Origin of the sequence: Pseudoalteromonas sp. T1lg65, from assembly GCF_051930985.1 — a bacterium.
In the GTDB taxonomy this organism is placed as follows: Bacteria; Pseudomonadota; Gammaproteobacteria; order Enterobacterales; family Alteromonadaceae; genus Pseudoalteromonas.
Genome location: NZ_CP196837.1, coordinates 3,209,602 through 3,222,989, shown reverse-complemented (window position 1 = coordinate 3,222,989; position 13,388 = coordinate 3,209,602). Strand labels below are relative to the sequence as shown.

Here is a 13,388-nt window from a genome sequence, read left to right as displayed (position 1 = left end):
ATAATGGCTATTGAATACACGGATAATTTACCACAACTTACCTACACAGCCCAGCAAGTGCAGCAAAATGAAGCTGAAGCTGCACGCTTAAGTGGTACAACGCTCAGTGACTTGATGCAGCGAGCGGGTCACGCGGTGTTTAGATATATCGTGGATCATTACAATAGTGCTGAACGAATTGTAGTTCTTGCGGGCAAGGGGAATAACGCAGGTGATGGATATGTGATTGCTCAAAAGTGCGTTGAGGCAGGTTACGATGTTTGTGTGTATCCAGTATTTCCGCCCTCGCTTTTGAGTGGCGATGCAAAAAGTGCATTTCAGGCATATCGAGGGAATATCAGCGATAATTTAGGTGCTGTGTTGCAATCTCAGCCGACCGTAGTCGTTGACGCCGTATTTGGTAGCGGATTTGCAGGTCAACTACCTGAACATATCCAGGATGTTTTTAGTATTATCAATGGATTAAGAGATGTTGCTAAAATAGCTGTTGATCTTCCTAGCGGGTTAAATGCAACCACATCACAAACGACACAACATTGCTTTTGCGCAGACGTGACCATTACCTTTATTGGCCTGAAATGCGGCTTGCTGACCGGAAGCGCCAAAAGAGTAGTTGGTAAGTTGTATGTGGCCGATTTAAAAATTAAACATGCTTTTGAGCAACTAGTTAATAGCACTATCTCGTTTCTTGCGCACGATACGTTGCTCGCGCTTTGCCCTAAAAGAGAAATAGACAGCTATAAGAATAACCATGGTCATGTTTTGTTAATTGGTGGAAACCTTGGTATGGCCGGAGCTATTCGACTAGCCGCTGAAGCATCCCTACGCTCAGGGGCTGGCCTTGTTTCAGTGGCCACTCATCCAGAAAATTGCCAAACTGTATTACAAGGTCGCTATGAGTTGATGGTGCATGGTGTTAGTGGTGCATCGCAGTTACAGCCACTATTAACACGGGCACAAGTAATAGTAATTGGTCCAGGTCTTGGCACTGATAACTGGGCTAATGAGTTACTCGATAGTGCCATTGCTTGTGGTAAACCGCTCGTGGTAGACGCTGATGGATTGAACTTGCTAGCTAAACGCAGGCTACCAATTGCTAATGCGGTAATAACACCGCACGTCGGTGAGGCAAAGCGTTTGCTTAGTTTATTTGATCCGCAAGTAGAAATAGATAATCGGTTTTTGGCAGTATCGTTATTACATCAGTATTATCAATCAATTTGTGTGCTCAAAGGCCCTGGTACCATTATCAGCGATGGTAAGCGAATGAATATTAACCGCTCGGGTTGTTCAGGCATGGCGAGTGCTGGGATGGGAGATGTTTTATCTGGTATCATAGGCAGTTTTATGGCGCAAGGGTTGGAACGATTTGATGCTGCAACGCTAGCTGTGTATATTCATGGTTTAGCGGCAGAGCAAGCCGCACATCAAGGTTCAAAGGGAATGCTAGCCAGTGATTTATTCGAGCATATTCGGAGTATTGTAAAGTGACACACAGTCATTTGATTTTAGATTTAGCTGATGAAGCAGCAACGGTAGAGATGGGCAATCGTATCGCTTCAGTGATCCGTGATGGCGCAGTACTATTTTTACATGGAGATTTAGGTGCAGGTAAAACCACCTTAAGTCGCGGTATTGTTCAAGCTCTGGGACATTCAGGAAAAGTTAAAAGTCCAACTTATACCTTAGTTGAACCTTACGAGTTGGAAGATGTCTCAATATATCATTTTGATTTATATAGATTAGGTTCACCCGAAGAACTTGAGTTTATGGGGATCCGCGATTATTTTGCAGAACAAACAATTTGTATTGTTGAATGGCCCGAGCGTGGTAGTGGTTTTATCCCTGAACCTGATCTTGCCATCACAATGCGTTATAAAGATGAAGCTCGACAAATAGAGCTTAATGCGAAGTCTGAGCGTGGTAATAAGTTAGTAGAACAACTCAAAAATTATGCGTAGCAATTGGCAGTTAACTTATCCTTTTATCGTAATCGGCATGCTCTTGGTGAGTATGTCTGCTTATGCAAAAAATAAAATAGAAAACGTCAGAGTATGGCCCTCACCAGAAAGCACACGAGTGGTACTCGATCTGACGGAAAAGCCTGATTTTAGCTACTTCGTTCTAAAAAATCCGTTAAGATTGGTAGTAGACATACACAATACGCAGCCAAGAACCTCATTTCCTGACATCCCAGCCGAGCATAAAGTTGTCAATAAAATTCGCTATAGTAAACCTGCTAAAGCGGGTACTGCACGTATTGTTTTAGAGCTTTCCCGCAGTGCAAAACCAGTATTAATGTCACTTGCACCGACAGGACCTTATAAAGACCGCCTGGTTATTGACTTGTATCCAAAACAACAAAATGCCTACAGTAGCGTTCCAAGCAAGAAAAAAGAAATCGTCAAAGACCGCGATATCGTTATTGCTATTGATGCCGGCCATGGTGGTGAAGATCCCGGCTCAATAGGCCCTTCTGGGACTTATGAGAAAAACATCACCATGCAAATTGCCAAACGAGTGGCACGTTTGATTGATCAACAGCCAGGAATGAGTGCAAGACTCACTCGGACTGGGGATTATTATTTAAAATTAAATACGCGAACAGCGAAAGCAAGACAAAAGCAAGCCGACTTTTTTGTTTCTATACATGCTGATGCATTTTCAAGCCCTGGCCCGAATGGCGCATCGGTTTGGTTACTGTCGTTACGTAGGGCAAATTCAGAAATAGGTAAATGGCTGGAAGATAAAGAAAAGCACTCACAATTATTGGGGGGAGCTGCAGATGTTATCAAAGATACGGCCAGTGAAAAATACCTAGCCAAGGCGCTACTGGATATGTCGATGGATCATTCGATGAATACCGGTTATCGGGTGGCTGAGGAAGTGATTAAAGAACTAAAGAAAGTGGCCAAACTGCATAAAAAGACACCTCAGGCTGCGAATTTTGGGGTGTTAAAATCTCCAGATATTCCTTCGATATTGGTTGAAACAGGGTTTATTTCAAATCCCAAAGAAGAAAAGCTGCTGAAGTCACCGTTTCATCAAGAGCGCTTGGCCAAAGCCATATTTACCTCAATCAAGCGATACTATGAGAATAACCCTCCTGACAATAGCTTGTTTGCCCGTTTGCGATCTGATAAGCCAGTGATACACAAAGTGAAAAGTGGCGAGTCGCTTAGCGTATTGGCAAGTCGTTATGGTACTAGTGTTGCAGCATTAAAAAGTATCAACAACTTAAAATCTAATACCTTGTTTATCGGACAAGTGTTAACAATTCCTAAAGCATAATAATGACCATAGAAATTTTACCTGCTCGATTGGCTAACCAAATAGCGGCAGGAGAAGTAGTTGAGCGACCAGCGTCAGTAGTCAAGGAGCTGGTAGAAAATAGCATCGATGCAGGCGCGACACGAATACAAATAGACATTGAACGTGGTGGTCACAAACTAATTCGTATTCGTGATAATGGCAGTGGTATTGGCAAAGATGAGCTGCAGTTGGCATTATCACGCCATGCAACGAGTAAGCTAAAAACACTTGATGACTTAGAGTGTATAGCTTCATTAGGATTTAGAGGTGAAGCATTAGCGTCAATCAGTTCAGTATCTCGACTCACTTTAAGCTCAAAACCAGCTGAACAAGAAACCGCTTGGCAAGCCTTTGCCGAAGGTCGTGATATGGCTGTTCAAGTGCAGCCCACAGCTCATCCTGATGGAACAACCATCGAAGTCAAAGACTTGTTTTTTAACACGCCAGCAAGACGGAAATTTCTTCGTACAGAAAAAACCGAATTTAGCCATATAGATGAGCTAGTTAAACGTATCGCATTAAGTCGCTTTGATATTGCTATCACCTTAACGCATAACCAAAAGGTGGTGCGTCAATATCGACCAAAGACAATGGAAAAAGGAGTTGAGCGCGTAGCCCAAGTCGGCGGTAAAGTATTTTTGCAGCAGGCAAGCTTTATTGAATCTGGACATGAAGGTTTAAAACTGTATGGCTGGGTACTGCCTGCAGGTTTAGGAAATAGCACTCAGTATACTTACGTCAATGACAGGATGATGCGCGATAAACTAATTTTGCACGCTATCCGTCAAGCGTTTGAAGAATCAAGTGGGAGTGAAGAACTTCCTGGTTTCGTGATTTACTTGCAACTAGATCCCCGCCAAGTCGATGTGAACGTGCACCCTGCAAAACACGAAGTTAGATTTCATCAGGCACGATTAGTACATGATTTTATTGTGCAAGCTATTAAGCAAGTTGCGACTCCCCAGCAAGACTTAACTGAGCCTGAATCGTTCGTAGAACAAGTAACGAATCCAGTAACCAATCAGCAAGCTAGTGAACAAGCTTACCACCAAAGCTATCGCTCAGAATTACAGCCTTTGTCACCATCGCATTTTGATTCGTCTACACAGAGCGATATCAGTAATGTACATGCTGGCGGTGTTCGCCCAGAACGCAATCGTGCGTCTAGTTCAGAGGCAAGTGGACGTAAAGTCAACGTCAACCAGCTTTATCAAGGGTTATCACATCAACATGTGCAGCAGTTTGATGTCGTTACAGAACCTAGACTCATATCCACAGGCACAGAGTCAACAAAGCAAGTCACATGGCTAGCGCTGGATGATGGCGATGTGCTGTTTATGGATGAACAACAGTTATTTTTGGGACACTGTAAAGATGGTTTGCGGTCATATTGGCAGCAACAACTTGAAAGCGATGGTACTTTGCAGGGGAAAGCCTTATTGCTACCCGTCAGAATTAAGCTGGATAAACAAAGCATTAGTCAACTCAATATCAGAGAGTCTTGGTTGACTTTGCTTGGCTTTGGTTTTGAGATCTTTGATACACATATCATGATGAAAAAGTTGCCAGTTTCTCTTTATAGCTTGGACGTTGCTATTGTTTGTGAACGACTGATAGCATCAGAATTAGGTGAAGAGTTGTCATTTTGGCTTGCGTGGTTAGAACGGCAAACACCCATTAGTTATTTTTCAAGTCAACACTTTATGCAAGTAAGGACAAGGTTGTTTGAAAACCCCAGCTGTTTTGCGAAGATAAAAAGTACGGCTGTTAAAATCGATACAAAACGTCTATCAGAAATCGTAATTTCACCTTAATTCACGCTTGTTTTGATTATTATTCACAGTATTGATGCGTTATAATAGTCTTTCTGAGTTGTACAAGAATAAGGTTTGATGTGAATAGCTTACCTGTTATTACCCTGATGGGGCCAACTGCTGCAGGAAAAACGGCACTAGCCATAGAACTTTGTCAGCAGCTAAACACGGAAATTATTAGTGTAGACTCGGCACTCGTGTATAAAGGGATGGATATCGGCACGGCAAAACCGTCATTGCAGGAACTGAAAACAGCACCACATCACCTTATCGATATTATTGATCCAAAAGAAAGTTACTCAGTGGCTGAGTTTCGAGCGGATGCCATCAAGCTGATTGATCAATTACATCAACAGGGAAAAGTGCCCGTATTGGTTGGCGGCACCATGATGTATTTTAAAGGATTGATCGAGGGTTTATCGCCATTGCCCGAAGCTGACTCAAAAATCAGAGCGGAACTTGAACGCGAAGCGCAAGCAAAAGGGTGGCCGGCGCTACATACAGAACTTTCGGCTGTTGACCCGCAAGCCGCTGGTAAAATTAGTGAAAATGATTCCCAGCGTATTAATCGGGCGCTTGAAGTTTATCGGCTTACCGGTAAAACAATGACTGAGCTGCAGCAAACCAAACAGGCTGAATTACCGTATCAGTTCCATCAGTTCGCAATTGCACCAAGTGAGCGCAGTGTGTTGCATGAGCGAATAGAGAAAAGATTTAAAATAATGCTTGAACAGGGCTTTAAAAAAGAAGTTTTGGCCCTATATCAACGAGATGATTTACACCCTGATTTGCCGTCGATTCGCTGTGTTGGTTATCGGCAAATGTGGGAGTATTTGGATGGTGAATGCGATTATGATGAAATGGTTTTCAAAGGTATCGCGGCAACCAGACAGTTAGCGAAGCGTCAACTTACATGGTTAAGAGGCTGGGAAAATGTCACTTGGCTTGAGACTGATGAGCAAGAAAACTTGCAACGTGTTTTAACTTCGCTAAGCTAATAAGTAGTCGGGAAATCAGTAGCTTCTGATTTCACCGTCCACCTGACATAATAACACCTAAAACGAAGGATAAGAAAATGGCAAAAGGCCAATCTTTACAAGATCCATTTTTGAATGTCTTGCGCCGTGAGCGCATTCCTGTTTCAATTTTTTTGGTCAATGGTATTAAGCTACAGGGTAAAATCCAGTCTTTTGACCAGTTTGTAATTTTATTAGAAAACACAGTAAACCAAATGGTTTATAAACACGCGATTTCAACCGTAGTTCCAGCTAGAGCTGTTAATTTCCAAGGCAGCCAAGGTACAGATGCGCCGGAACAAGGTGATGAAGGTAATTATTAATTAAAGAAGTAGGAGCTTAATGCTTGTTTGACCGTTATGAAGCCGGCGAACAGGCAGTCTTGGTTCACATAGAATTTCCTCACGAGGGAGATCGAGAAGATCTTCGTGAACTTGAAATGCTTGTGTCTTCTGCTGGTGTTAGTAGTGTGGCGGTTGTGCAAGGCAGCCGCCAAGCACCACACGCAAAACTGTTTGTTGGCACAGGTAAAGCCGAAGAAATAGCCGAGATTGTCAAAACCCACAACGCAGATGTCATTATATTTAATCACCAACTTAGTCCCTCACAAGAGCGAAACTTAGAGCGCATTTGTCAGTGTCGGGTGTTAGATAGAACAACATTGATCCTGGATATATTTGCCCAACGAGCACGTACCCACGAGGGGAAGCTGCAAGTTGAGCTTGCACAATTACGCCATATTTCCACCCGCCTCATTCGTGGCTGGACGCACTTAGAGCGTCAAAAAGGTGGTATAGGTTTACGAGGACCGGGTGAAACTCAGCTTGAGACCGATAGACGTTTACTTCGAGAGCGCATAAAGAGTATTCGCAAGCGACTTGATAAAGTGGCTGTGGTGCGGGAACAAGGGCGTCGTGCGAGAAGTCGCAATGAAATCCCAACAGTTTCGCTTGTTGGTTATACCAATGCGGGCAAGTCTACTTTGTTTAATAAGATCACGGATGCTGATGTATACGCTGCCGATCAGCTTTTTGCGACTCTTGATCCGACACTCAGAAAGTTAGAGGTAGACGACGTAGGCAGTGTGATCCTTGCAGACACAGTAGGATTTATCAGACACCTGCCACATGACTTGGTTGCGGCTTTTAAAGCAACGTTGACAGAAACTCGAGAGGCAGATCTTCAGCTACATGTTATTGATGTTGCGGATCCTAGAAGAAAAGAAAATATAGAACAGGTACAATTGGTACTTGAAGAGATTGAAGCCAATGAAATTCCACAATTATTGGTTTATAACAAAATTGATCTAATGGACGATGTTGCGCCTAGAATAGATAGAGATGATCAGGGCAAACCGATCCGAGTTTGGCTGAGTGCGCAAGCTGGAGTTGGCATTGAGTTGCTTTTTGAAGCGATAAAAGAGTTGCTAGCCAAAAAGATTTTTGTTGCTCAGTTAAGTGTTCCTCCGAGTAAAGGTCGTATAAGAGGAGCGCTATTTAATCTTAATGCCGTTGAAAAAGAAGGCTATGATGAGCAAGGTAATTGGCAAGTAGCGGTTAGAATGCCACAAGTTGAGTGGGAAAAACTTAAAAAAGAGCTAGAAGAAAACCTCGACAGTTTGGTCGTGGGTAATTGAAAAATCTCTATTTTCGAGCGTTTTTAGTATGAGACTCGTTCGATTTTTGTTAGATTTAGACTAATTCATTTTAATAACAATGGAGTATAGCTATGGCCTGGAACGAGCCGGGTAATAATGGCAATGATAATGACCCGTGGAAAAACCGCGGTGGAAAAGATCAAGGCCCGCCTGATCTAGACGAAGTATTCCGTAAGTTTGGTAACAAGTTTGGTGGCATTTTTGGTGGTAAACCAGGAAAAGGTGGCAATGGTGGTGTTGGTGGAGCAGGTCTCACTTTCATCATATTAATTGCCCTCGTGGTTTGGGCACTAAGTGGTATTTACACCGTAAAAGAAGCTGAACGAGGTATAGTCCTACAGTTCGGTAAATTTGCGCGTATTTCAGAGCCTGGTCTACGCTGGAAAGCGACCTTTATTGAACGTGTTATTCCAATAGATATTGAGGCTGTGCGTTCACTCTCTGCTTCTGGCTTTATGCTAACTGAAGATGAAAACGTGGTTAGTGTTGAGTTTGAAGTGCAATACCGTGTTGTCGATCCAAGATTGTACCGCTTTAGCGTTACTGATGCGGACCACAGCTTGCAGCAATCACTAGACAGTGCGCTTCGTTATGTTGTTGGTCATTCACGCATGGATGAGGTACTAACCACAGGTCGTGAAGTGGTGCGTCAGCGTACATGGGATGAGTTAAATGAAATCATTGAACCATACAACCTTGGTCTGATTGTCACCGATGTGAACTTTAAAGATTCAAGACCGCCTGCAGAAGTAAAAGACGCGTTTGATGATGCGATTGCTGCGCAAGAAGATGAAGAACGCTTTATTCGTGAAGCTGAAGCTTACGCAAAAGAGATTGAACCTAGAGCTCGTGGTCAAGTGACTCGTATGACCCAAGAAGCAGAAGCGTATAAAGAGCGTGTAACGCTGGAAGCTCGAGGTGAAGTTGAACGTTTTGAGAAATTGCTACCTGAATATCAAGCTGCGAAAGAAGTAACCCGCCAACGTTTATACATTGACGCTATGGAACAAGTGCTTAGCAGTAGTTCTAAGGTACTCGTTGATGTTGAAGGTGGAAATAACATGATGTATTTACCACTTGATAAGATCATGCAATCTCAAGGTGGTAACTCAGCACCGGTTAGACTACCAAACAAAAATGACCTAGAGCAACTTCGTAGAACGCTTGAGCAAAGCCAGAGTAAAAATAGCTCAGTGAACTCAGGTGGTGATCGTTATGATCGCGATAGATTTGGTAACGGGAGGTAATTGACATGAAAAATACGTTAGTTGTTGCATTACTGATCGTCGCCGTGATGGCGGTATCTTCAGTGTTTGTTGTTACTGAAGGGCAAAAAGCGATTGTACTTACATTTAGTAAGGTAGAAAAAGACAGTGAAGGTAATGCCGTCGTTTATGAACCAGGCCTACACCTAAAAATACCTTTTTTCAGTCAGGTACGTCGTTTAGATGCGCGTATTCAAACTTTAGATGGTCAACCAGATCGCTTTGTCACCAGTGAGAAAAAAGACCTTATTGTTGATTCTTTTGTGAAATGGCGGATCAGTGATTTCAGTGCTTATTATCTGCGTGCTCGTGGAGATAAACAGTATGCTGAAACGCTGCTTAAACAGAAAGTAAATAACGGCTTGAGAACAAACTTTGGTTCTCGGACTATCAAAGAAATTGTTTCTGGTGAGCGTAGTGAATTGATGGAAGAAGCACTTGTTCAGGCTTCTGAAAGTGCGACTGAGTTGGGTATTGAAGTGCTGGATGTGCGTGTTAAGCAAATCAACTTACCTAATGAAGTTAGTAACTCTATCTATCAACGTATGCGTGCTGAGCGTCAAGCAGTGGCAAAAGAGCACCGCTCTGAAGGTCAAGAACAAGCAGAAAAACTCAGAGCTGATATCGATAGACGTGTCACTGTTATGTTAGCCGATGCTGAACGTAATGCTCGAGCAGTTCGTGGTCAAGGTGATGCAACGGCAGCTAAGGTTTATGCAGATGCTTACAACAAAGATCCAGAGTTTTTCTCTTTTGTACGTTCACTTGAGGCATACAAGCGTACGTTTAAAGATAAAGGTGATGTGATGATACTTTCACCTGATAGTAAGTTCTTCGACTATATGAAGAGCTCTTCAGGTAAGTAATCTTTCAATCACACTCGTGAGTCATATAAAACCCCGAAACGCTTGTTTTGGGGTTTTTTATTATTAGCGCGTCTGGGTTTTATACCAATCCTTTTAATAAGTTGATCAATTTTGAGTCGAGAAAAGCGAGTTGATAACTCCGCTCTCGCGTCCTGCTACCGCTAAGGTACCTACGTCCGTGTAGGCACCGCTCTCGCGTCCTGCTATCGCCAAGGTACCTACGTCCGTGTAGGCAAGGCGAAAATTTGCTATTTAGTTGTTCTAAATGAGAAATTTTTAACGCAGTTAGCAGTAGGTTTCGTCTCTGAAATTGATCAGAGATTTAAGCGGATTGATATTAGATGTGTCTAAGGAGCTTCTTTCTCTCTAAATCAGTCGTCGGCACTGTTGCGCATCTCTTCGAGTGTACTATGTGTGTAACTTTAGTTGCGGATAAGCGAATTTGCTGAGCAATACCGGTTTCCCGATCCCCTGCGTGCGCTCTACTTGAATAGCGAGCGACCACTTCATGAAGAAGCCTGGATATTAATAAATGAGGAGCATTGAATGTCAGCGCCGCTTGATATGAGATATTTACACTCTACAAAGTATTTTAAGTTAGTAATGCATTGACAATAAAACATATTTTATTTTTCAGAGTAAAGTCAGTGTAAAATCAGAGAAAGCTCCAGTTTTTTATTTTGCCCACCTTAAGCTTAGCCTCAGTAACCTCACAACAGCGCCTTTTTCGCGAAAGCATGATAATCCTCAGTATACCTTTTGCGTTCAATGGGCAGCTTTTACTTAATAGGATTTGGTATGGCGATAAAATTAATATGTAAAACAATGTGCACAGTGGTATTCCTAAGCAGTATTAATCTGTATGCGGCAGGAAGTAAAGTTGCTAGAGCATCAGCACCTGAAGCAAACCAAGCGCAGATTAATGGCGCTTATAGGGATATTCAGCCTCTAGAGCAGGCTTATATCAGCATCGCACCTGAGGATCGGAAAGACGGACTGATGGTGGGGGAATTAGGCATTGATGGTGGTAAGAGCGCATTAATGGTTAAATTGGCTGAGGAGATTGGCGAGGGTAAACATAGTGATTTTGACAGTCTACTGATCGTACATCAAGGCAAGCTATTATTTGAGTCTTATTATTCTAGAGGTCGAATCAACCTTCCTCACTACCAAGCATCCGCCACCAAAGCTTATACCGGTTTAGCGCTGGGCAGAGCGATCCAACTTGGTTATCTAACTATGGCTGACTTGGATAAGCCATTGATTAGTTTTCTAAAAGATCTGGACACTAAAAAGTTAGTGAAGGGTGCAGAAAAAGTGACGTTGCATAAAGCGCTTACCATGCACTCAGGTATCCGCCTCAGTCGTGAACAAAAAGAAATTATAGAAAAAGATCCAACAAAAATAACAGGGCAAGCGCATGTGCAAGCTTATCTAGAGCACAGTACGCCCATTACGAGTGAGTCACAAACGTTCAGGTATCAAGCCGATCCTATGTTAGTTATGCAGGTAATCGAAGCGGTGGTTCCGGGTTCTGCTGAAGATTTTATCAAAAAGGAGTTACTCGATAAGCTGGGGATCACAAATTATCTTTGGAGAACCGATATTAATGGTCTTCCGGTGTCAGGTTCTCGTACGACTATGACCTCGCGCGATATGGTGAAATGGGGGCTCTTGACTAAGAATAAAGGCAAATGGAATGGTGAGCAGCTCATTCCCGAGGCCTACATTAACAGAGCAGCTAACCGGATCCTACTCACTGGTGATGATGATATTTTTGGTGGTGGAAAAGACGTTTTTAATCAAGGGTATGGTTATTATTGGTGGAGTGCAGATATGAAATATGGTGGCAAAAAGTATTTCACTCGCTCAGCTCAAGGTGGTGGCGGTCAGTATATTATCTTGATAGATGAGCTTGATTTGATGGTAGTAGTAACTGCTAACAATCGTAACGATACGACTTTACAGTTAACAGCAGAAAGAATTTTGCCTGCTTTTGTAAAATGACATTTTCGAGTCTGAAGACGAAGGAGTTGCTTGTAACCAAGCTCTCCTTCTCTCAAGGCCGCTAATAAAGCACTAAAAAGCGTATTTTACGGAGAATTGTATTCTGTCTAAGTCACCTTTTAAGCCACTTTCGGTCTCTCGTTGCGCCACTTTATACTCAGCACCAAAGGTGAGCTTTTTAACTGGTGAGTAGAGAATATTAGCACTAAAGCTGGTACTGGATTCAGTAGGATCGCCCATCACCCCCAACAGATCTTGATCATTGTCAGCACTAAAGAATGAATACAAAAACGTTGAACGGAATTGTGTATTCCAATGGTGTTGATACGCAACAAAACCAGAGGTTGAATCAATAGCATGTAGAGAATTACCGTCGAAGACGGCGCCATTCACTAAGTTTAATCCAACATATCGGCCTAATCCTTGACCCTGAGTCAGCATAAATTTAAGACTGTCTTTGCCAAAGTTAATTTGACCGGATGCACTTAGTCCAAAAGAACTTTCGGTTTCATCTGCACCGTCCATTTTATAGGTAAGTTGACGTGCTATACCGGCAATAACAAAGTGACCCCAGTCGGCTTTGTGAGTATATCTTGCGGTAAAGTCTGGCATCCCAGCGTCATCGGTGACAACTCGACCTGAATCGGCTGTTGTCACTGTGCTTTCAGGGTTTTCGATGGAGAATGACCAATTACCCGTTGTATATTTTGCCATCGCTTGTCGCACGAACACAGTACCATCTGCAGGGCCAACAAAGTCTAATGTTTCTGGCAGGGCACTGACATTTTGGAAATTTGACCATGTTTGTCCAAATAGCCAGCCCTTGTAGGTCACAAATGCTTGTCTGATCCTTGGTGAATAGGAATTTGTTACTCGTTCGTTGCCGCCCGTTGAAGCAATAAAGTCCAGTTCCACTTTGGTTTTAATATTGTCACCGTCGTCTAGCTTAGTGTCGGTTGAAAAGCTAAATCGTGACTGCCTGGCGTGCATATCAAAAACAGCGTCACTGTCACTATTAGCGCCAACAGGCGTGGTACCTGGCACATAAAAATCGCGACCTATATGTTGTGCGCCTAACGTTCCATCTGAAAAATCACTCCAAATAGCATCTAACTTTACGTAGCCGCCGTAGTTTAGTTGTGTATCCCCAATTTGTGCAGCCATTGCAGGTGCTGCAATGATGCTGCTGATCGCCAGAGCCAGTGAGCGCTTATTAATTTTGATTGTTGTCATAATCCGGTTCCTTAATTACTTGGTTGTTGCTGTTATTTTGACAACCAAGCATGATGTAGAAAGTTCACCTTTCAATGTTGTTTAAGGTCGTAATTTGCTCAATTATCTATTGGTCTATAAGACTAAGGTGTAATGAATTCATATACCTATTGAAGGGACTTTTGGATAGTGTTAAAACTGGTAACCCTCAGCTGCGGATAAGAGATTTGAAAGTGTCA

General features: G+C 42.8%; 11 protein-coding genes. 10 read left to right on the top strand and 1 reads right to left on the bottom strand.

Going from position 1 to position 13,388, the window contains the following annotated elements; translation table 11 throughout:
* The first annotated feature begins 3 nt into the window (after nucleotides 1-3).
* The 10 genes from ACSLBF_RS14305 (at nucleotide 4) to ACSLBF_RS14260 (ending at nucleotide 11,937) form a co-directional block, all read left to right on the top strand.
* Nucleotides 4-1,491 carry an NAD(P)H-hydrate dehydratase gene (locus ACSLBF_RS14305; RefSeq protein ID WP_440054028.1) on the top strand — a complete coding sequence of 496 codons (1,488 nt, stop codon included), beginning with the start codon at nucleotides 4-6 and terminating at the stop codon, nucleotides 1,489-1,491.
* Between the two features lie 50 nt (nucleotides 1,492-1,541).
* The gene (gene tsaE, locus ACSLBF_RS14300; protein ID WP_440056245.1) at nucleotides 1,542-1,961 is read left to right on the top strand and encodes a tRNA (adenosine(37)-N6)-threonylcarbamoyltransferase complex ATPase subunit type 1 TsaE; all 420 of its coding nucleotides are present in this window, start codon (nucleotides 1,542-1,544) and stop codon (nucleotides 1,959-1,961) included.
* The gene (locus ACSLBF_RS14295; RefSeq protein ID WP_440054027.1) at nucleotides 1,954-3,291 is read left to right on the top strand and encodes an N-acetylmuramoyl-L-alanine amidase; all 1,338 of its coding nucleotides are present in this window, start codon (nucleotides 1,954-1,956) and stop codon (nucleotides 3,289-3,291) included. The genes tsaE and ACSLBF_RS14295 overlap by 8 nt, the downstream gene beginning before the upstream one ends.
* A gap of 2 nt (nucleotides 3,292-3,293) precedes the next feature.
* On the top strand, nucleotides 3,294-5,126 hold the full coding sequence (mutL, locus tag ACSLBF_RS14290) for a DNA mismatch repair endonuclease MutL (protein WP_440054026.1): 1,833 nt from the start codon (nucleotides 3,294-3,296) through the stop codon (nucleotides 5,124-5,126).
* Between the two features lie 107 nt (nucleotides 5,127-5,233).
* Nucleotides 5,234-6,124, top strand: coding sequence for a tRNA (adenosine(37)-N6)-dimethylallyltransferase MiaA (gene miaA / locus ACSLBF_RS14285; protein ID WP_440056244.1), 891 nt, complete (start codon nucleotides 5,234-5,236; stop codon nucleotides 6,122-6,124).
* Nucleotides 6,125-6,201: 77 nt separating this feature from the next.
* Nucleotides 6,202-6,465 carry an RNA chaperone Hfq gene (gene hfq / locus ACSLBF_RS14280; protein ID WP_440054025.1) on the top strand — a complete coding sequence of 88 codons (264 nt, stop codon included), beginning with the start codon at nucleotides 6,202-6,204 and terminating at the stop codon, nucleotides 6,463-6,465.
* 23 nt (nucleotides 6,466-6,488) lie between these two features.
* A complete protein-coding gene (hflX, locus tag ACSLBF_RS14275) occupies nucleotides 6,489-7,778 on the top strand; it encodes a ribosome rescue GTPase HflX (RefSeq protein WP_440054024.1) in 1,290 nt (429 codons plus the stop codon).
* Nucleotides 7,779-7,870: 92 nt separating this feature from the next.
* Nucleotides 7,871-9,046: an FtsH protease activity modulator HflK gene (hflK, locus tag ACSLBF_RS14270; protein WP_440054023.1), complete on the top strand. Its 1,176-nt coding sequence runs from the start codon at nucleotides 7,871-7,873 to the stop codon at nucleotides 9,044-9,046.
* Nucleotides 9,047-9,051: 5 nt separating this feature from the next.
* A complete protein-coding gene (hflC, locus tag ACSLBF_RS14265) occupies nucleotides 9,052-9,930 on the top strand; it encodes a protease modulator HflC (protein ID WP_440054022.1) in 879 nt (292 codons plus the stop codon).
* A 798-nt stretch (nucleotides 9,931-10,728) separates the two neighbouring features.
* Nucleotides 10,729-11,937 (top strand): serine hydrolase domain-containing protein, encoded by a 1,209-nt coding sequence (locus ACSLBF_RS14260; RefSeq protein ID WP_440054021.1) that lies wholly within the window; start codon nucleotides 10,729-10,731, stop codon nucleotides 11,935-11,937.
* Between the two features lie 72 nt (nucleotides 11,938-12,009).
* Here ACSLBF_RS14260 and ACSLBF_RS14255 read toward each other — a convergent pair whose 3' ends face one another.
* Entirely contained in the window at nucleotides 12,010-13,170 is a 1,161-nt protein-coding gene (locus ACSLBF_RS14255) for a DcaP family trimeric outer membrane transporter (RefSeq protein ID WP_440054020.1), read from the bottom strand.
* Nucleotides 13,171-13,388: the final 218 nt, after the last annotated feature.

Bases quoted from the DNA above. Each gene is read 5' to 3' on its own strand.
- ACSLBF_RS14305 (WP_440054028.1), top strand. From the start codon at position 4: ATGGCTATTGAATACACGGATAATTTACCACAACTTACCTACACAGCC.
- tsaE (WP_440056245.1), top strand. From the start codon at position 1,542: ATGGGCAATCGTATCGCTTCAGTGATCCGTGATGGCGCAGTACTATTT.
- ACSLBF_RS14295 (WP_440054027.1), top strand. From the start codon at position 1,954: ATGCGTAGCAATTGGCAGTTAACTTATCCTTTTATCGTAATCGGCATG.
- mutL (WP_440054026.1), top strand. From the start codon at position 3,294: ATGACCATAGAAATTTTACCTGCTCGATTGGCTAACCAAATAGCGGCA.
- miaA (WP_440056244.1), top strand. From the start codon at position 5,234: ATGGGGCCAACTGCTGCAGGAAAAACGGCACTAGCCATAGAACTTTGT.
- hfq (WP_440054025.1), top strand. From the start codon at position 6,202: ATGGCAAAAGGCCAATCTTTACAAGATCCATTTTTGAATGTCTTGCGC.
- hflK (WP_440054023.1), top strand. From the start codon at position 7,871: ATGGCCTGGAACGAGCCGGGTAATAATGGCAATGATAATGACCCGTGG.
- hflC (WP_440054022.1), top strand. From the start codon at position 9,052: ATGAAAAATACGTTAGTTGTTGCATTACTGATCGTCGCCGTGATGGCG.
- ACSLBF_RS14260 (WP_440054021.1), top strand. From the start codon at position 10,729: ATGGCGATAAAATTAATATGTAAAACAATGTGCACAGTGGTATTCCTA.
- ACSLBF_RS14255 (WP_440054020.1), bottom strand. From the start codon at position 13,170: ATGACAACAATCAAAATTAATAAGCGCTCACTGGCTCTGGCGATCAGC.